At 42.0% G+C, this 17,109-nt stretch carries 27 protein-coding genes; 7 read left to right on the top strand and 20 right to left on the bottom strand.

What is annotated here, in order from left to right:
- Nucleotides 1–116: 116 nt before the first annotated feature.
- Nucleotides 117–677, bottom strand: coding sequence for a hypothetical protein (locus EIZ58_RS08825; protein WP_134700231.1), 561 nt, complete (start codon nt 675–677; stop codon nt 117–119).
- A gap of 95 nt (nt 678–772) precedes the next feature.
- Entirely contained in the window at nt 773–937 is a 165-nt protein-coding gene (locus EIZ58_RS33215) for a hypothetical protein (RefSeq protein WP_167577578.1), read from the bottom strand.
- A gap of 77 nt (nt 938–1,014) precedes the next feature.
- Between EIZ58_RS33215 and EIZ58_RS08820 the strand changes: the two genes are divergently transcribed.
- Complete coding sequence (locus EIZ58_RS08820; RefSeq protein WP_134700230.1) at nt 1,015–1,506, top strand: hypothetical protein; 492 nt, start codon at nt 1,015–1,017, stop codon at nt 1,504–1,506.
- Between the two features lie 15 nt (nt 1,507–1,521).
- Here the strand turns inward: EIZ58_RS08820 and EIZ58_RS08815 are convergent, their stop codons facing one another.
- The gene (locus tag EIZ58_RS08815) at nt 1,522–2,079 is read right to left on the bottom strand and encodes a phosphatidylglycerophosphatase A family protein (protein ID WP_134700229.1); all 558 of its coding nucleotides are present in this window, start codon (nt 2,077–2,079) and stop codon (nt 1,522–1,524) included.
- Nucleotides 2,080–2,309: 230 nt separating this feature from the next.
- Between EIZ58_RS08815 and EIZ58_RS08810 the strand changes: the two genes are divergently transcribed.
- Together EIZ58_RS08810 and EIZ58_RS08805 are read left to right on the top strand one after the other, a co-directional pair.
- The gene (locus tag EIZ58_RS08810; protein WP_167577577.1) at nt 2,310–2,822 is read left to right on the top strand and encodes a 2'-5' RNA ligase family protein; all 513 of its coding nucleotides are present in this window, start codon (nt 2,310–2,312) and stop codon (nt 2,820–2,822) included.
- Entirely contained in the window at nt 2,783–3,256 is a 474-nt protein-coding gene (locus tag EIZ58_RS08805; RefSeq protein ID WP_134700227.1) for a GNAT family N-acetyltransferase, read from the top strand. The genes EIZ58_RS08810 and EIZ58_RS08805 overlap by 40 nt, the downstream gene beginning before the upstream one ends.
- Here EIZ58_RS08805 and EIZ58_RS08800 read toward each other — a convergent pair.
- On the bottom strand, nt 3,253–4,092 hold the full coding sequence (locus tag EIZ58_RS08800) for a PHP domain-containing protein (RefSeq protein ID WP_370297641.1): 840 nt from the start codon (nt 4,090–4,092) through the stop codon (nt 3,253–3,255). The two genes, EIZ58_RS08805 and EIZ58_RS08800, sit on opposite strands and share 4 nt — an antisense overlap.
- 141 nt (nt 4,093–4,233) lie before the next feature.
- On the opposite strand from EIZ58_RS08800, the gene EIZ58_RS08795 reads away from it, so the two are divergent.
- A complete protein-coding gene (locus EIZ58_RS08795) occupies nt 4,234–4,587 on the top strand; it encodes a hypothetical protein (protein WP_134700225.1) in 354 nt (117 codons plus the stop codon).
- 77 nt (nt 4,588–4,664) lie between these two features.
- Here the strand turns inward: EIZ58_RS08795 and fabI are convergent, their stop codons facing one another.
- The 3 genes from fabI to EIZ58_RS08785 all read right to left on the bottom strand — a co-directional run bounded on the left by fabI (nt 4,665) and on the right by EIZ58_RS08785 (nt 5,913).
- The gene (gene fabI / locus EIZ58_RS08790; protein WP_134700224.1) at nt 4,665–5,441 is read right to left on the bottom strand and encodes an enoyl-ACP reductase FabI; all 777 of its coding nucleotides are present in this window, start codon (nt 5,439–5,441) and stop codon (nt 4,665–4,667) included.
- 120 nt (nt 5,442–5,561) lie between these two features.
- Nucleotides 5,562–5,726 (bottom strand): hypothetical protein, encoded by a 165-nt coding sequence (locus EIZ58_RS33210; RefSeq protein WP_167577576.1) that lies wholly within the window; start codon nt 5,724–5,726, stop codon nt 5,562–5,564.
- Complete coding sequence (locus EIZ58_RS08785; protein ID WP_134700223.1) at nt 5,719–5,913, bottom strand: hypothetical protein; 195 nt, start codon at nt 5,911–5,913, stop codon at nt 5,719–5,721. Before EIZ58_RS08785 ends, EIZ58_RS33210 begins: the two co-directional genes overlap by 8 nt.
- 186 nt (nt 5,914–6,099) lie before the next feature.
- Here EIZ58_RS08785 and EIZ58_RS08780 point away from each other — a divergent pair, with 186 nt between their 5' ends.
- Nucleotides 6,100–6,564: a hypothetical protein gene (locus EIZ58_RS08780; RefSeq protein WP_134700222.1), complete on the top strand. Its 465-nt coding sequence runs from the start codon at nt 6,100–6,102 to the stop codon at nt 6,562–6,564.
- A gap of 50 nt (nt 6,565–6,614) precedes the next feature.
- Here the strand turns inward: EIZ58_RS08780 and EIZ58_RS08775 are convergent, their stop codons facing one another.
- The 7 genes from EIZ58_RS08775 to EIZ58_RS08745 all read right to left on the bottom strand — a co-directional run bounded on the left by EIZ58_RS08775 (nt 6,615) and on the right by EIZ58_RS08745 (nt 11,402).
- The gene (locus tag EIZ58_RS08775; RefSeq protein WP_134700950.1) at nt 6,615–6,866 is read right to left on the bottom strand and encodes a hypothetical protein; all 252 of its coding nucleotides are present in this window, start codon (nt 6,864–6,866) and stop codon (nt 6,615–6,617) included.
- Nucleotides 6,867–6,931: 65 nt separating this feature from the next.
- The gene (locus tag EIZ58_RS08770; protein ID WP_134700221.1) at nt 6,932–7,480 is read right to left on the bottom strand and encodes a TetR/AcrR family transcriptional regulator; all 549 of its coding nucleotides are present in this window, start codon (nt 7,478–7,480) and stop codon (nt 6,932–6,934) included.
- Entirely contained in the window at nt 7,452–8,504 is a 1,053-nt protein-coding gene (locus EIZ58_RS08765; RefSeq protein WP_134700220.1) for a hypothetical protein, read from the bottom strand. The genes EIZ58_RS08770 and EIZ58_RS08765 overlap by 29 nt, the downstream gene beginning before the upstream one ends.
- A 99-nt stretch (nt 8,505–8,603) precedes the next feature.
- Nucleotides 8,604–9,056, bottom strand: coding sequence for a S1 RNA-binding domain-containing protein (locus EIZ58_RS08760; protein WP_134700219.1), 453 nt, complete (start codon nt 9,054–9,056; stop codon nt 8,604–8,606).
- 102 nt (nt 9,057–9,158) lie between these two features.
- Nucleotides 9,159–10,271, bottom strand: a complete 1,113-nt coding sequence (locus EIZ58_RS08755) for a hypothetical protein (RefSeq protein ID WP_134700218.1) — start codon at nt 10,269–10,271, stop codon at nt 9,159–9,161.
- Between the two features lie 94 nt (nt 10,272–10,365).
- A complete protein-coding gene (locus EIZ58_RS08750) occupies nt 10,366–10,803 on the bottom strand; it encodes a hypothetical protein (RefSeq protein ID WP_134700217.1) in 438 nt (145 codons plus the stop codon).
- Between the two features lie 74 nt (nt 10,804–10,877).
- Nucleotides 10,878–11,402, bottom strand: a complete 525-nt coding sequence (locus EIZ58_RS08745) for a DUF6884 domain-containing protein (protein WP_134700216.1) — start codon at nt 11,400–11,402, stop codon at nt 10,878–10,880.
- Between the two features lie 167 nt (nt 11,403–11,569).
- On the opposite strand from EIZ58_RS08745, the gene EIZ58_RS08740 reads away from it, so the two are divergent.
- Nucleotides 11,570–11,896 carry a hypothetical protein gene (locus tag EIZ58_RS08740; RefSeq protein WP_134700215.1) on the top strand — a complete coding sequence of 109 codons (327 nt, stop codon included), beginning with the start codon at nt 11,570–11,572 and terminating at the stop codon, nt 11,894–11,896.
- A 27-nt stretch (nt 11,897–11,923) separates the two neighbouring features.
- Here EIZ58_RS08740 and EIZ58_RS08735 read toward each other — a convergent pair whose 3' ends face one another.
- Nucleotides 11,924–12,217, bottom strand: a complete 294-nt coding sequence (locus EIZ58_RS08735; RefSeq protein WP_134700214.1) for a hypothetical protein — start codon at nt 12,215–12,217, stop codon at nt 11,924–11,926.
- 171 nt (nt 12,218–12,388) lie between these two features.
- On the opposite strand from EIZ58_RS08735, the gene EIZ58_RS08730 reads away from it, so the two are divergent.
- Entirely contained in the window at nt 12,389–12,751 is a 363-nt protein-coding gene (locus EIZ58_RS08730; protein WP_134700213.1) for a response regulator, read from the top strand.
- A gap of 41 nt (nt 12,752–12,792) precedes the next feature.
- Here the strand turns inward: EIZ58_RS08730 and rnjA are convergent, their stop codons facing one another.
- From rnjA to EIZ58_RS08705, 5 genes are all read right to left on the bottom strand, one after another.
- Complete coding sequence (gene rnjA / locus EIZ58_RS08725) at nt 12,793–14,457, bottom strand: ribonuclease J1 (RefSeq protein ID WP_134700212.1); 1,665 nt, start codon at nt 14,455–14,457, stop codon at nt 12,793–12,795.
- Nucleotides 14,458–14,591: 134 nt separating this feature from the next.
- Complete coding sequence (locus tag EIZ58_RS08720; RefSeq protein ID WP_134700211.1) at nt 14,592–15,224, bottom strand: hypothetical protein; 633 nt, start codon at nt 15,222–15,224, stop codon at nt 14,592–14,594.
- 110 nt (nt 15,225–15,334) lie between these two features.
- The gene (locus tag EIZ58_RS08715) at nt 15,335–15,868 is read right to left on the bottom strand and encodes a hypothetical protein (RefSeq protein ID WP_134700210.1); all 534 of its coding nucleotides are present in this window, start codon (nt 15,866–15,868) and stop codon (nt 15,335–15,337) included.
- Between the two features lie 144 nt (nt 15,869–16,012).
- Nucleotides 16,013–16,798 (bottom strand): undecaprenyl-diphosphate phosphatase, encoded by a 786-nt coding sequence (locus tag EIZ58_RS08710; RefSeq protein WP_134700209.1) that lies wholly within the window; start codon nt 16,796–16,798, stop codon nt 16,013–16,015.
- Between the two features lie 96 nt (nt 16,799–16,894).
- Complete coding sequence (locus tag EIZ58_RS08705) at nt 16,895–17,080, bottom strand: hypothetical protein (RefSeq protein ID WP_167577575.1); 186 nt, start codon at nt 17,078–17,080, stop codon at nt 16,895–16,897.
- Nucleotides 17,081–17,109 lie beyond the last annotated feature (29 nt).

The following is a 17,109-nucleotide window of genomic DNA, read 5'->3' as shown; positions in this document are numbered from 1 at the left end:
ACCCCTTATGCAACTGAAGTTAGAATACCAATACCTTACCATAAAAACTTCTCAAATCGAAGCTTTCCTTCAATGAAAAATAAGGAACCACGCAAACAGCCCGTGGTTCCTTATTTTTAAGGCGTTACTTTGATCATAATGTGTCCAACTCGAACTGCTTTATCCGTATTTTTCGTTTTCATATGGAACTGAATTCGATATTCGCCAACCCGGTCAAACGTAATTTCATCAAGCGTAGAGATACCCACAAAAGCTGTTCCTCTGGATATGGTATTAACGACGTCTAAGTCCATTGTAAAAACTTCTCGATTTCGTGGATCAAGCACGGTAATCTGGGAGATCAGTGTTCTAGTCGTTGGAGCATTATCAATCATGTAATACAGATGTGGGACTACCTTTTGATCTTTCTTGACTGAAGTAAAAGGAGTCAGCGAGATCCGATTGGTTGTGCTTTCCCTTACTTGCTCCGATACGATCATATTGACATTCGGTTTGGCACCAAGAGCCGCAATCACATCCCCGTCCGAAGGGGTCTCGGCAGTGCTCATCCCTCTTTCGAGGATAGAGTCAACCTTAACGAAGCGTTTAAAGAAGGAATCCTCAACTGGAGCGCCAAGGACAGGTGTAGAACCTAAGAGACATAAGGTGGAGAGAAGAGCTATCGCCTTGCGTTTCATTGTGAACCTCCGTATTTTTTTCTTACATAGTTATACGCATAAAATAGGCAATAGTTTTGTTTGAAACCCAATATTTCTTAAAATTAAAGCAAGGCCTACCAGTAATAGCGAACTCCGTATTTTCCATTCTTATAACGAAAAATCTCTATCTCCTTTGGACTGTCATACCCATAAACCCACCAATCATCACTCATTCGTTTCGCTAAACATCCCGCTTGAAACTTAGATTCAAACATTCTTGACCAGTAAATCCATTTCATTACAGAAAAACCCCTTTATTGATTTTCACACAATAGAGAACACTAAAGGTAAATAGTTCAGATAAGGATGGTTTATCATGTTAGGTGTATGGTACAAGCAAACTTTCCCTTCTAAGACGTTTCACTCTCATTTTAGATTGGAGCATGAATTTCACGGCATTGTTCAGCACCATATTTCAGAAACCTTTATCATCAAGCCTGTCAGTGCCTTAGGGCTTCAGCTGCTCTTAGATGGGGTCCAGATCAGTGATCCCGTCCTGCATCTCAAATCTAAGATCACCATTAGGCAAGACTCCATTCATGTCTGTTTCCTCGTGATTGATCCGACGGAGTCCAAAAAGATGATCCAGCAATTGATCAAGGTAGTGGTTAAGCAACTGCTTGCGTTTGAAAAAAGGTTTTATTCCAACCCGGTTGTCCACTATGTAGAGCCCTTTTGCAAACGATGCCTGCATTACCAAACAAAGCCTTTCAATCAATGCATGGCCACCTGTAGCTTCCAAGAAAAAAATCAGGAAAGTGCAGAGAAGAATCTCCGCACCTCATATATTAGTCATTCCAAAAATTAGGTAATTTATTCCACGTTAACCTGCTTGTTGGTCTTCATCAGACGCTGCGCTTAACTTCTTGTCACGTTCCGCTTCTTCTTCGTCACGCAGACGGTGAGCCATGCGGCTAGAAGCAGATGAAGCAATACTTGCAACCAAGTCGTCTAAGAACGTATGAATCCCTGACCCCCGCTTCGTATCCAGTTTTTTTATAATGCCTACCTTCTGCTTATCCAGGTGACCGAAGGTTGTAACAGCAATGCTTCCATAGCCAAAGACAGAACCAAGAGCCAGTGTCTCGTCGCATCCAAATAATCCTTCATCACTTTCCACAATCGACTGGAGAGGCTCTGTTAGTAAGCCTTTTTCCGCTAATATATCAAGTTCCGTTCCTACTAGAACCGCGTGCTGAATCTCCCTCTTCTCTAATACAGCATGAACGCTCTCAATACAACTCTCCATTTTCAATCCCACATGGTACGGTGCCTGCATGAGGTAGACAACCTCGGCGATATCTTCAATCGTAACTCCACGATCTGTCAATCTCTGTAACGCTGCTGCTTTCACTTCTTTACTGTGAACCTGTCTCCTCATCGTATAAAACTCCCCTCTGCATGCTTTCGCCCTGTTGATAAATAAACTACTTTTATAATATGATAGGATGAAAAAAAAAGATATTAGAAAATTCCTTACTCTATATAGTTCATAAACCATTCTATGTGGTCAAAAATAGAGATAGCACCTGACCCTTTTTTTGAAGAGATTGGCAATAAATTGACCATACATGCTAAAATAAGAACTAACCATTCAAAGGAGGGATACCCTTGAAATACACTGTTGCCATATTTCCTGGACATGAGGTTCAAGAACGGGCGAATTCCTATCGTAAAAGATACGATTCTCACTACGCGCTAATCCAGCCGCACCTAAAGCTGAAATGGCCATTTGAAGCCTCCGACGAAAACCTGCCGGCCATTATTGAACAAATTGAACAGATCGCCAAAGATACCGAGCCTTTTGAGCTCCTTTTCCATAAAATAAAAACGTTTTACCCGACCAATCCCGTTCTTTTTTTTGGCGTGCAAGACCCGTCGTCTTTACAAACCTTGCACAGTAAACTAAATGAAGGTCCGCTAAAACGCGAGGAAAAATACGTTTTTGTACCGCATTTGACCATCGCCCAGGATATGATTGAAGACGAGTTTCATGATGTCTATGGGAGATTAAAAATGATTAACTTAAACCTTAAGAGCAAGATTGACCGCATTTCCCTACTATATCAACTAGGTGATAAAACATGGACAACCCATCAAACCTTCCTACTTGGCCAGAAATAAACGTTCGCTTAGTAAGCTCTACTGAGGAGAAAAATGACGCCCATTTCGTCCGACATGCTGTTTTTGTTCATGAACAGAAGGTGCCTGCTGAGCTTGAATACGATAGTCATGATGATGCCCCGACTACCTTGCACTTTGTTGCCTATAACGAAAATAGCCCCATCGGAGCAGCCAGGATAAGAACATACGCCCCTGGCATTGCGAAAGTGGAAAGAGTTGCCGTCATGAGCAGCAATCGTGGAGCGGGTATCGGAGCCATGATTATGAAAAGAATAGAAGAACAAGCTGCTTCTCTTGGATATACTCGTCTGAAGCTTAACTCTCAGCTGCAAGCCGTCCCCTTTTATAGAAGGTTAGGCTACGAATCAGTTGGAGATGTGTTTGTAGAAGCTGATATTGAACATCTAGCAATGGAAAAAGAGCTGGAGGCTTAGTCCCCAGCTCTTTCTGCTGCCTTCTTCTTTAGTTGAAGCACGATCTCATAGCTTGTCTTGCGGGTACCCAAGTCTCCATGAAAAATGACTCCATTTCTTTCCCCGTGAAAATCCGAACCCGCTGTACAGATTAAGCCAAATCGATTGGCTAATTCCGCATAATAGTCTTCTTGTTCTTTTGTGTGGTCGGTATGAAAGGCTTCAATTCCTTCTAATCCGTATTCTATCAGCCTAAGGACCATTTGATCATCCCCATATAAGCCTGGATGAGCCAATACGGGAACGCCTCCTGCTTGTTTAATCCAGTCGATGGCATCCTCAGGTCCAATTCGCGGAGGATTAGCATAGGCCTTACCTGTTTTCCCTAGGTATTTTTCAAAGGCCTCCTCCATGCTCGAGACAATCCCTTTCCCCATAAGCACCTCAGCAATATGGGGCCTCCCCAGGTTTCCCTCGTCCATCTTTCTGCGAGCAGCCACTTCATCTAGTGTTATATCTATCCCTAAGGCCTGTAAATTATGAACAAGCATCTCATTGCGCCGATCTCGAGTAGCGCGCAGCTCCTCTAGTCGAGAAAGAAACTGCTTATCTTGATAATTAATGTAGTAACCAAGAACGTGAACATCTTGATTTTGATCCACCGTACTGATTTCAATACCTGGAACCACCTCTATGTTCCACTGGTGAGAAGCCTCTAGCGCTGCAGGTATTCCGGCTACGGTATCATGGTCTGTAATCCCTAAGGCCTGCAACCCCTTTTCTCTGGCTCTTTTTACATTTTCCTCAGGTTCATATGTCCCGTCTGATGCTGTCGTATGTGAATGAAGATCGACCATTTTCATCCTCCCTATTCTTTTTTTATCTAAAACCCTTCTTTTTCTTCACCATTCTTCATATGATTTCACTATCTACATCAACGATAAGTCGCTGTTTTTTCCTCTTTCGGTCTAATCGCTATCAAAAAGGGAGGAACACACGTGCAATTAAAGGATAAATGTTTACATGGACTTGTGAAATCGTTTTCGTTAGTTGACTCGACACTCATTCAACAAGGTTTTAAACGTTGTGGCAAGGCGGAAGAAGCTACGTATCAGCTAACCATCCAAGATTCCGCAACCCAGAATGTTTACTGTCTGCTTATTCCGACGAAGAGAGAAGTTCAATCCCACACGAATCACCACGATGTTCTTCGGATTGGCAGACCTAGTCTGAAACGTAATGGACATATAGTCAAACTTAAGCCTGCAATGAAAATACCTGAACCCATATGGAATGCGGTCCAAAGTAAATTAGCTGAAATAGCGGATTATCTGCAGGCTGAAAAATCCTAATCTCATTATTCGGTACCAAACAACAAAATATACAAAAACAGGCTAACCTCCAAGATGGGGTTAGCCATTGTTTATGATTAATAACCTAGAATGTGATACCCGGCATCCACGTGAATCACTTCACCTGTTACTCCTCTAGACAAGTGACTCATGAGGAAAAGTGCCGTATCCCCTACTTCTGTTTGATCTATGGTTCGGCGCATAGGTGCTTTTTCTTCGATCATATTCAAGATTTGGTTGAAGTTTCCAATCCCCTTGGCAGCTAACGTGCGGATAGGTCCAGCAGAGATGGCATTCACTCTGATATTATACTTGCCTAAGTCAGCAGCAAGATACATGACGGAAGCATCTAAGGCTGCCTTCGCCACTCCCATTACGTTATAATTCTGAATGACGCGTTCACCGCCAAGATAGGTAAGAGTAACAATGCTCCCGCCTTCTGTCATGAGATCTTTTACAGCCTTGGATACAGCCACTAAGGAGAATGCGCTGATATCTTGAGCAAGAGCATACCCCTCTCTTGAAGTGTTGACAAACTCGCCTTCTAATTCCTCTGTCTTAGCAAAAGCAATACAATGGGCTAAGCCATGAACAACTCCAACCTCTTGTTTAATTTGCTGAAAGGCTTGTTCTATATCTGCATCATTGGTAACATCGCAAGAAATTAAGATTTTTCTTTCTGGTTTTAAGCTATCCACAAGCTCTTCGACACTTTTCTTTAAACGCTCTCCTTGATAAGTAAAAATCAGGTTGGCTCCAGCTTGATGTAAGGATTGTGCAATTCCCCACGCTATGCTTCTTTTATTGGCCACTCCCATGATAATGTAATTCTTTCCTGCTAACAACTGGTTCATAGGATTATAAACCCTCCCTATTTAATTGACGTTGGAGTCTTGTCCATCTAAAAATTTACAAAAAAAAAGACCACGCAGTGTTTGGTCTATTATACCACTTCGTGGAATAAAAAGAAATTGTTATTCATCTGTATTGGAAATTTTTTCCCAACCGTCATCAAGACTAGTAATGGTGCGTCCAACATCCACGTTGATTTCTTCGATAAGCGGATTCAGAGCAGTACCATACACCCCTGGTTGTACCAGCTTGTTCTGCATTCCGTGAATTAATTGCCAATCAGCCATTAAATTCTCCCCCCTTTTTTTCTTCAATTGGAGTTTCTTGAAGCCTATAAGGGTTATATTCTTCTGGATTCTCCGGATCAAGATTTGTCTTTGCACCAATCAATGGACCAGGAGAGGCCTGGGCAATCACTCTATCGGTTAACTGATCAAAACGAGGCATTTTTATTTCTGTTTCTTTTTTTGTCATGGATACATCACCTCCTATGTTATAGGGTAGGCTATATCAATGATTTCTATGTGTTTTTGTAGGAACGTTCACTGTTCACACAACTGTATGGATTTTGTAGAGATTTTGACACATGTCGTTTGAGTGAAAAGAGAAGAAATGCTATACAATGCAAGTAGAATTGATCACCTTGGGGTGAAAGGTCATATGACAATGATTGAACTAATCTCAGAAGTAGAAAACATTTTTCAGAAGCACGATATTTTTTATACTTACGAGCTTCTTCCCCATCATCGCCATATGTTTCGATGGAATGAGACCATGCGGGATGCAGGCATGGTCGCAGATAATGTTATGTTGGACTTTAATCTGGATGAAACCCATGAAGCCATATATCTAGGCTTAATCCGCGTTCCGCAGTCATATCGTTCTCATGGCATAGGAGAAGAGATCGTAAACCTCCTCAAGCTCTACGCTAAAGAACATCATTACTCCATTCTTTTAGAGAGTGCACCAGAGAACATGCTCTTCTGGCAGAAAATGCACTTTTCAACCTTTCTTTTTGAGGAATATGGGTTTTGGATGATGGGATATGGCGGGAAAAACAAGCAGTTATTTAAGGTAAAGTGGTCTCAAATGAAACCACAGGTTTATGAAGAAGCATGCTATTGATGGCTTAAAGGGTTCCTAGGGCGAACCCTTTTGTTTTTAATCCCTTTCTTTTAAGGGATATAGAATTCAGAGATCATCTGAGTGATTTCACTTCCGCAGGTGGGACAGGTCAACACATGTGGACACTGGTGGCTGGATGTGTCATCCGGAAAGCCATCAACTTTTTTCATCCCATCTATCTCCAGATAAGCGCTATAATCATCGAAATAATCCATCAGCCTTCCGCTGTCTACCATCACCTCGCTGCAGGTAGGGCAGTGGAAGGTGCGATTTGCATCAAACCCGTTACATAAAGGACACATATAGGACAAGAGAAGTACCTCCTCGCGGCTCTTTTCTTGACTTAGTCTTTGCTAGCAAACCAGGATTATTCTTCCCTCAAAGAGAGTATCCATTTTTTTGCTAGTTCATACGCCTCCTTCTCCCTAAATGCCGGATCGAATAAGGCTTGCAAGGCTAACCCATCCATTATGGCAAGCAGCAGACGGCTGACCATTTCCTTTTCTCCTGTACATTCATACAAGAGCCCCAGCCTTTTTTGGAAGGCTTGTCCCATTGCGCTTCGCATCTCCTTATTATGAAAGGATAATGAAACTAACTCAAATAAAAGCTGGTGTTGCTCCGACGAGATCTGAGCCTTGTACATTTCTTCCGAGATCAAACTCTTTAAAGCCTCTTGAGGATTTTTGTCCTTCTGAAGCTCTTGAATATGCAGAAGCTCCTTCCCCATTACCTCTTCTAGCAAGGAGATCAAGAGTCGATCCTTGGATTTGAAATGGTAATATACGACTCCTTGAGTAACTCCCGCAGTTTCTGCTACGTTTTTAAGCGTAATTTTTCCTTGTCCGTTTTTAATTAATTGTTGCCTAGCAGATTGGAGTAAGTCTTTAGTGGTTATTTGTTTCGGCTTCCCCACTTTTCTTCCCTCCTATATAAGGATTTTTTTCCCCTGGGCCATCATAAAGCTTGGATAGCCTTTCCTGGAATTCTTCATCCAGCTCTAGATGGATGACTTCACCCCGGTTGTACTCCATGATAGGAAACGCGCCTTCTTCAATGGGTCTTCCCTGGACCGTTACAAGAAACTCAGGCATCGATAAGAGGGCTGTACTGATTGGGTTTTCTTCCATTTGCTGATCGTGTACTACGGCTAACAGCTCGGTGAGGGGAGGGCTCATATACACAGTCAGCAGCCTGGCTTCTTTCCCATCCTTTCCCCATTCTCTTTTCTCCTCCACCCACAAGAGGAATGTAGATTCTCTTACGCCACTTGACGGATGATTCTTAATGGAAGATAGAGCATGTAGCAATGACTCTAACAGTCTTTCTTCAGCTTGCTGTACTCCATACTTATTCACTAATGAGGTGAAATCCAGCGCATATCCGATCCCCTCCTGCAGAAGTAGCTTCTCTGAAACACCCATAGCACTTCTGATTAATGGTTCTTCCTGATCATCTTTGCTCTGCTCAGACGAATTGTGGTCCATTAAGGCTTTGACCTGTTGGAACCACTCCTCTTTTTCTTGCTGTGGTAGAGTATAAGCTTCTGAAAAAATATGAATCAAGCTTTCCTCCTCGATGGCCAGATAGTGAATCCAAACCTGCTCTTGTTCAATTAACCTACGAAATTGTTCTCTTTCAACCCTGTCGGTCATGGAAAAAGCGATTGGAAAGCCAAGCGGATTCTCTGGGTCGGTTAAAGTCCAAACCACGAAAATCATACGATCTTTATACGTTTTGCACTCCAACAAAATATTGCTGCCTGACGATTCGGTAAAGTCGTCGATATTATCAAAAACAATAATGATATCCATCTTGCCAAGACTGTCCTCTCTTGAGAAGTAGAGCTGCCCCTCTTCTCGAATAAGGAAATAGAGGTCTGAAAATCTAGGCTCATCGAGAATGCAGCCGACTGTTTGCTTCGATAAAGGAACCTTCATGTTTACCTCCTGGACCTTTTTTTGGGGAAACCGCATTTCCTCCTCCATATTATACCGTAAACTGGAAAAAGCGGTATTCTCGAAGAATACCGCCCTTCTTTATTTTCTCTTTTGTTTGGACGCTAAATCCTGCATCCTTTCTTCACTCGATTTCATCCATTTTTTAAGCTTTTCTTCTAAGGAGTTCAGCTTATCTTTTCCCGTGTCCTGTCGTTCCTTTCTGGGTGGACGACCTGCTGGACTGGAATCCGCACGTGCGGGCGACCTACGCTCGCGTAGAGCCTCTGGTTTCTTCCCGTCTTTTCTTTCCAAAGGAGCAACTTGCTTAATGGATAAGGAGACCTTACCTGTATCTGAAATATCAATAACCTTAACTTTCACCGTTTCTCCCACTGAGAGATAATCCTCTACCTGCTTGACATATTCGCTTGCTATTTGCGAGATATGTACAAGCCCCGAACGTCCTGCCGAAAGCGAAACAAAAGCACCGTATTCTTTTATTGCAGTAACCTGGCCCTCTAGGACATTTCCAACCGCTATTTCACTAGGCATATAATCGCTCCCTTAAACTTCATCCCCTTGGATAGGTGAGAATATGATTATAAATACTATATGCTTGAAGTTAGGCGAATGTTCCTAAACGGTAAAGAAAACTCACTGAAAATGACTGTTAAACCTGTGAAGAACAGCCAATTCGTCTTCTCCCAACCAGGTCGCAAGCTTGGATAAAGATTCTTGTATATAGGCCTGGAAATCCTCCAACTCTTCTTCATTGTAATATACGGCGTCATCCTCCACCTCGGTCGTTACGACTAATGAAGTGAGAAAACGGGTCATCGGATAATCTTCATTATTAAGGAAATAAAAGATGTGAGGGTGCTTTTCTACAAGCAAGGACGCCCAATCTTTTATTTCCTTGCGACCCATAAGGTCCAGAAGCTCCCCATCCTTAGCATAGCCGTAAAAGGAAAAAAGCAGGCTTCCTTCATAGCTTTTTGCTGATTCTGGAGTCCTTAAAGCTTCAGCCATATAATGATCCAACTGATGTATATTTTCGTTTTCAACTTCTTCTCTGGAGACTTTAATCATCATGGTTTCATTACGTTGAACGGATAAGGTCGTAGAAGCCAGCTGTTGTTCTTCTTCTTCATGCTTCTGAAGAACAGAGTACCGCCACTGCTCAAACTCTTCAAAAAAGTTTTCTCCCATGGGGATCTCAAGCGATTCGAAGTATTGTTCGATTTCTTGATGATAATCTCTCATCAGTGCTTCTGCCGTCTCATAGATCATAAAACAACGTTCTTGAAGAAATCCATTCAACTCACTTACTCTCTGAGGCAGGGCATACGTTTTATAGATTTCCATCGTATGAGGATCGAGCTTATCAAGAAAATACGTAAATTCAACTACCTCTTGCTCACAGAGGTGAAGATATTTTCCTAGTCGTTTAGCAAAGATAGCATCCATTTGTTCAATTATCGCTTCTTCCAATCGAATGCGAATTCGCCTAGGTTGAGCGGATAGATCTTGCAAGGCTGACTCATAACAGTGATGAACCAAGTTGCTCCAATCCTTGGTCAGATGCTTTTCAATCCATTCCTTTTGTATGATTACCTCTTCAACTGTATAGTCAGTTAATTTAGTTGTTTCCTCAAACATGTTCGAATTCAGAGTATCCTGCGCAGTTTCTGGAGAAGCTGAATGTTCTTCTGACACCACAGACTCGGTATTCGAAGAAAAGACTTTTTTAAGAAAACTCTTAATCATTAATAAACCTCCTGTTGCAAAAAACTCTACTCTCTTACCATTCGACATCTTCGACAAATTTCCTACTTCAAATGAAAAAAAGAGCCATTCGGCTCTAGAAACTTCCATCTTTCATTAATGTAAATTCACCAATGAAATAAACCAAGTCATCCTGACCATCTTCTTCGAGTAAATCTTCTTCTTCTCGATCTTCCTCATTTTCGTCATGGTTCAGCATGCTGTTAAAGCGATTAAGTAGCTGATTAGAAAAATCCTGGAAGGGAATAGGATCAGCTTCTGGCTGCACTTCGTCCATAACGGTTATTTTCTCTAATCCTTCAATGTGCGTTAGAATAGAAAATCCCCCTATTTCACCAAGAGACTCTATCGTATTTAACTTTGATTTCTGTAGACGAATCATCAGCTGTACGAAGTCATTGGCAGCAATGGACGGGAAAAGAATTTGAACGAACTTGCGTCCCTGTGTATTTTCATTTATTTCTGGCTTTAGAACTAGAAGATCAAAGCTTTTTTTCTTACCTAAACCAAACACAGCTTGTTCACCTCAACCGTTTTCAATGGATTGTTAATCAAAATACTTTTATTCCTTCCCCATTATACACTATTTTAATCTGGTGCGTACTGCAGGGATTGTTGGTGCATCCATGACATTTGCTGTGAGATTCCCATTCCCTTCAACGGTTCTTCGATATGGGTATCTGGAAGATAGGAGGCGATGGAGCGATATTTACCGCTTCCGAAGACGTACAATTGATCTTGATCTAAATTTTTTTCCTTGATTTGTTGTGCAGTAAGTTGAGCCCACCTCTCAATTTGCTCAGACTTAAACTGGTTTAAATGCTCGGTGTAGTCTTCAATTTCCTCGAATGGAGAAAGTAAGTGATATTTCGCAGAAAGGATATAGTACCCATCAAAATCCGCTTTTTCAACGTATTCTTTTGTTTTGACAAACCAGGCCGACGTAAACAGATCACAGGCTTGGTGAGTCCCTTCTTTTTTTTGTTTCACACATGCAATTAAAGCAATTTTCTTTTGCTGGGATGGTACTGAAATCGAGTCAAGCATAGTCTGAGTGAAGCAGGCGTTCCAATATACAGGGGTCAAACAAAGATCCATATACCATTTGAGCATTCCTACCACCTTTATCCTTCCTCTCTCCTTCATCTCCACGGCAGTTTTACTTTTATTTTAACAATATTTCATGTGAAAAGGTGGCTTTTTCCTTTTTTTATTGAAAAATTGTATAAATCTTCTAGACCTGTAGCAATCTAAGCTTAACTAATCTGTGGAGGTGCGAAATGAACAAAAAATACTATTTTGTACTGGGACTTATTCTGGCGATTGCAATTGGAACCTTTCTTCCCCGTTTATTTGTAGGGGACGTTATGGGTTCATCCGATGAAGAAACATACCAGCTTGTTAACCTAGGAATGACAAGCGACGAAACGAGGAATCAAATCCATGAGATCTTAGACGGGATTGTCGGGATCTCTAGCATTCAAATCGATCCTCTGGCTGATCTAGTCACCATTACGGTTGACACAGAAACAATGAAACCCGAATGGATTATGAAGTCATTGAATGCTCATGGTTTTTCTCCTGAAGAGTATCATAAGGTAAAGTAGTACAAAAGGGCCGAACCCTTCAGGCGATTAAACCTGAAGGGATGGCCCTTTTTCCATGATTTCTTTTTTATTCAAAATATAGTGCCCTTCAGGCAAACCGTGCTGCTTCAAGTCTTCACTCGTCTGAAGTATAAAACGATCGTTCTTAGACGCAGCTGGCATAAACCCACCAATAGGACTCTTGGTCATACAGGGGTTATCGGATTGGATGACAAGGTATAAATCTTTTTTCTCTAACTCTTCGAGCAACGCCACCCATTGCTGTTCTGTCAGTCCCATGCTTCTCTTCTGTAAGATGGATCCCATCTGGACTGATTGCATCAGTTTCCTCTCCCTATTCTCTCTATTTTTATCGATATGGTTCAAATATTAAGCCCCACCTGAGAAGATGTCAACTCCAAAAATTTCTTCATTCTTCACAGAAGTATTGTTATGATAGAATAGGGAGCTAATAGATTTCGATTTAGGTGGAGACAAAAGGAGGACAACTCATTGGCAACAGCACTTGTGGTTGACGATGCTTTATTTATGCGCACCATGTTAAAAAGGATTCTAGAAGATAACGGGCATACCGTTATCGGTGAGGCTTCTACCGGAGAAGAAGCTGTCCAAAAATATAAGCTCTTGAACCCAGACTTTGTGACCATGGATATCACCATGCCGGATATGAATGGCATTGATGCAGTTAAACAAATTATATCCACTTCCCCAGGAGCGAAAATTATCATGTGCTCTGCTATGGGACAGCAAGGAATGGTTCTTGACGCCATAAAATCAGGAGCAAAGGACTTTATTGTGAAACCCTTTCAATCTGATCGAGTGCTAGAGGCTATCTCAAGGGTGCTTGGATGCTAAAAAAAGGCAATAGCTGACAGCTATTGCCTTTTCCCTTATTCCTATACTTCCATAATAACTGGAAGGATCATGGGTTTGCGTTGCGTCTTCTCGTAGAAATAAGGTTCTAGTACATCAATAACCTTAGATTTCAACTGTGACCACTCTTTCACGTTTCTTTCCGTTAACCTCTGCAGGGACTGCTGAACCAAACGAGTAGCTTCATTGAGCATTTCCTCTGACTCTCTAACATAAACAAAGCCTCGTGTTACCAAGTCAGGTCCGCTCACAATCTTCCACTGCTCTTTATTGATCGTGACAACAACCACGATTAAGCCGTCTTCAGACAATTTTCGGCGGTCACGCAATACAATGTTCCCAATGTCCCCTACCCCTTTGCCATCTATGAGGACCATGCCGGATGGAAGCTTAGCCGCCTTCGTGGCCACTCCATCAAGAAACTCAACGGGGTCTCCATTATCTAGAATAAAGATATTGCTGCTAGGCACACCTGTCTCCTCTGCAAGCTTCTTATGCATAACAAGCATGCGGTACTCACCGTGGATCGGAATAAAGTATTTGGGTTTAATAAGATTAAGCATCAACTTCAATTCTTCTTGACTACCATGACCCGAAACGTGGAAGCCCGAAACAGATCCAAAAACAACCTCTGCACCCGCTCGCATGAGCAGATCAATCGTTCTTCCTACAAACCTTGCGTTTCCTGGAATCGGCTGCGCTGCAATGATGACCGTATCTCCCGGATAGATCTTTACGGTACGATGCGATCCCGTGGCAATTCGAGTTAGAGCTGCCATGGGTTCACCCTGACTTCCTGTACAAACGATAACCACTTGATTAGCAGAAAAACGGTCAATTTCATTGACATCAATCAACATACCCGTAGGGATATTGAGATACCCTAGCTCCGCCCCAATGCGAAATACGTTTTCCATACTGCGCCCGATTACCGCAATCTTTCGTCCATAAAGATCTGCTGCTTCAATTACCTGTTGTAAACGGTATACGTTTGAAGCAAAGGTCGCAAAAATAATGCGTCCATCAGACTTGTGAAACACTTCTTTAATCGTTTCTCCAACGGTGCGCTCAGACAGTGTATGCCCAGGTCGTTCACTGTTGGTGCTGTCTGAAAGCAAGCAAAGGACTCCTTTTTCTCCTAGAGCTGCCATCTTGGCTAGATCAGCTTTTTCTCCAACAGGGGTATAATCAAACTTAAAATCCCCTGTATGTACAATAATACCCTCAGGCGTATCCACAGCAATACCTACCGCGTCAGGTATACTGTGGTTGACACGGAAAAACGAGAGGCTAAGCTCCCCAAGATTTAGTACCGTATTGTCACTAATTTCGTGAATCTTTATCCGGTTGATCAGGCCATGCTCCTGGAGCTTGACCTTGGCGAGACCCAAAGTGAGCTTAGTGCCATACAAAGGTACATCCAGTTCCTTCAAAACAAAAGGCAATGCACCTATATGGTCCTCATGACCGTGAGTTAAGACGATCCCGCGGACTCTATCCTGATTTTCACTTAGATATGAAACATCAGGGATAACGAGATCGATTCCAAGCATTTCTTCTTCTGGAAACTTCAAGCCTGAATCAATGACAACAATGTCATCCATATATTCCACTACATACATGTTCTTTCCGATTTCGCCTAGCCCTCCCAAGGCGAATACCCGTAACGGACTACGTTTGTTCTTCATAGGTTCACTCCTTTAAATGCCGACACTCTTAATCTTCTCCATTTTGCACATAATATGAAGGAGAAGTCCAATGATAAAATGATTTAATCATATCTGAATCAAAAAAGCAAAAAATGGTACCCCCAGAATGATCTTTAATGGGAAGAATAGTTCCGAATCGATTCAGCTATCCGAAGAAGTTGAATTTGCCAATCTTCTTCTTGGGGTTGAACTGTTGGCGCTTGTCCAATTAAAGCGGGGCGAAGTAAGTGAGGAAAGGTGGGGTAAAGCTGCTGAAAGAAATATTCAATCAGACAGGAATCTCGAATCTGTTGCTGAACAAAACGCTTGGTATAGGGTACGATTATCTTTTGTCCGTTAGCTAGGATTAGTTCGCTGTGCTTGTGGTTTGTCTTAACTGAAGCAATCTGTTCAAGCCCACGATGGTTCAACCATAAGAAACCGCGAGCCTTAAGTTCGTCCTTCCTTAGATTCCGAAGAGGGAATAGGACTAAATGAGAGGTAATCGGCAGGGGAAGCAATTGTTTCTTACTCAGATGAATATGGACAAATCGATGTAAAGATTCAATATCAAGAAAAAAAACCTCAAGCAACTGTCGCAAAAACCGACTGCTTGTGTACGGCAAGATCTCCTCTCGATCATACAAGAGAATTCTAGTCAACTCTCCACGCCCGGGAACCAGTATCGGTTCAATTGCCAATCCTTTCTGCAAAAAGTCTGCAGCAAGCAAGGCAAACTGCTGGGAAAACGCTCCGTTTCTATTCATTATGATATACATCCCTCCTAAACAAACTATAGTACAGGAACATTTTAACAAAACGTTTAAAAAAAAGAAACAAAAAAACAGTTTTCTCCTGGAAAACTGTTCCTTGCAAGTTAGTCCCATAATTCAAATTCTTCTCCTGCAGCCAGCTTGCCCTTATTGCACTTAGGACACTCAACACCAGCTTGTAAGCGCTCTTCGGTTATCTTAGTAACCAGCCTGCCATCACAGAACACGCAGCTGGGATCATCACCTAATAGACTCGTCCAGGTATCATTAGACAATTGAAACATCTGCTTCACTGGGTTCACGGCTGCTTGTCTTACCGCTCCGATATCCCCTACATAAACCTCTTCTTCCTTCAGATGCAAAATATCCAAACGCTCATATGTCTTCTGGCAGGTATAGCAAACACATGCCTCATATTGATAAGACGTTTCTGGGAGGGATTCTATTGTAACCTCTTTTAGTGCATTCTGATACTCGTCTAAATGTCTTGGATGCATATACAAGTCGATTTCTTGAGAATAGGTGAAGATATATTTTTGAATGACTTCCGGAATGGAATCCTGGCTCCCTTGGTGAAGCATAAGAATCCCTGTGTCATATCCGCAACATTTGCAAACAAAATTCATTCCGATGCCCATGTTTCCTCCTTCTGTCCTGCCAATTCAACAGCTACTAATGGCATAACTCTCGGACTATCTGTTTCGTCTTTATAAATTCTACGAAGGAACCCTCAAATCCTATATAAATGTTTCTACATTTTTTGACGAAAGTTGACAAAGTATCTACCACTTTCCCAGGATCTGTAAGACTATAATTATCCCCCCTACCCCCCATACATAGTAGGCGAAAGACTTCAGGGATCCTCTTTTAAGAATATTCAACATCCATCTCACGGCAATATATCCTGCTATCGCAGCGGCAAAAGTTCCAATTAAAAGAGGAAACAGGCCAATGACTTCCGACTCATTTGTCACTAGTTTTTTACCTTGTAATAGACAGGCACCAAAAATAGCTGGAAGACTTAACAAAAACGAAAATCGAGCAGCTGCTTCTTTTTGTATGCCCATGAAAAGAGATCCAGCTATGGTCAGCCCCGATCTGGAAATGGCCGGTAAGATGGCAGCTCCCTGAAGAGTGCCTATAAAAAAGGCATCTTTATACGAAATCTGTTCAAATGATTTAGATCCCTTGTCCTTAATTCGATCGGCCCACCAGAGAATGAAGCCTGTAATGATAAACTCGGCTCCTATAGTGCTCCCAGTCCTTGATATTTCCTCAAAATAATCTTCAAATGAAAGCCCAATAATGGCTGTAGGAATCGTCCCTACAACGAGCAAAAGTCCCAAGCGACTAAAGGGATGTTTCAGCAAATGGACAATATCATCCCAAAAAACCGCCATGACCGCGATCAGGGTGCCAAAATGAAGCAGCGTATCCAGTAGCAGCCCCGCTTCGGCCATCCCCAAATATTTTCTCCCCAAAACTAAATGACCTGTACTGCTTATGGGCAAAAACTCCGTAAAACCTTGAATAATCCCCAGTATAAAAGATTTCCATAGTTCCTCCATATTGAGCCTCCCATAGTTTGGCTATCTCTCTTTTCTACATCTATGTCCAAGCCCTTCCATTTATGCCCACAAAAAAAAGAGGATTAGCCCTCTTTTTTATGCAATGTATAGAACTGCTTTTTGGTCAATGGAATAAAGCTCATCAATAGTAGAAATGGAGTACAGCTTCCTTAAAAGCTCATTCCTGCCAAGGCCAGATCGAAGAAAGCAACGGGTAAACTTTCCATCCAGGTCCATCATTACCTCAAAGTATTCTCCCTTACCATCCATCTTTTTTTTCAAAGAGAGGACGGAGATGTGTCCCATAAGAT

This window comes from Ammoniphilus sp. YIM 78166 (genome assembly GCF_004522215.1).
Lineage (GTDB): Bacteria > Bacillota > Bacilli > Aneurinibacillales > RAOX-1 > YIM-78166.
Note: the sequence above shows the minus strand (reverse complement) of the source record. Positions and strands in the feature narration are given on the sequence as shown.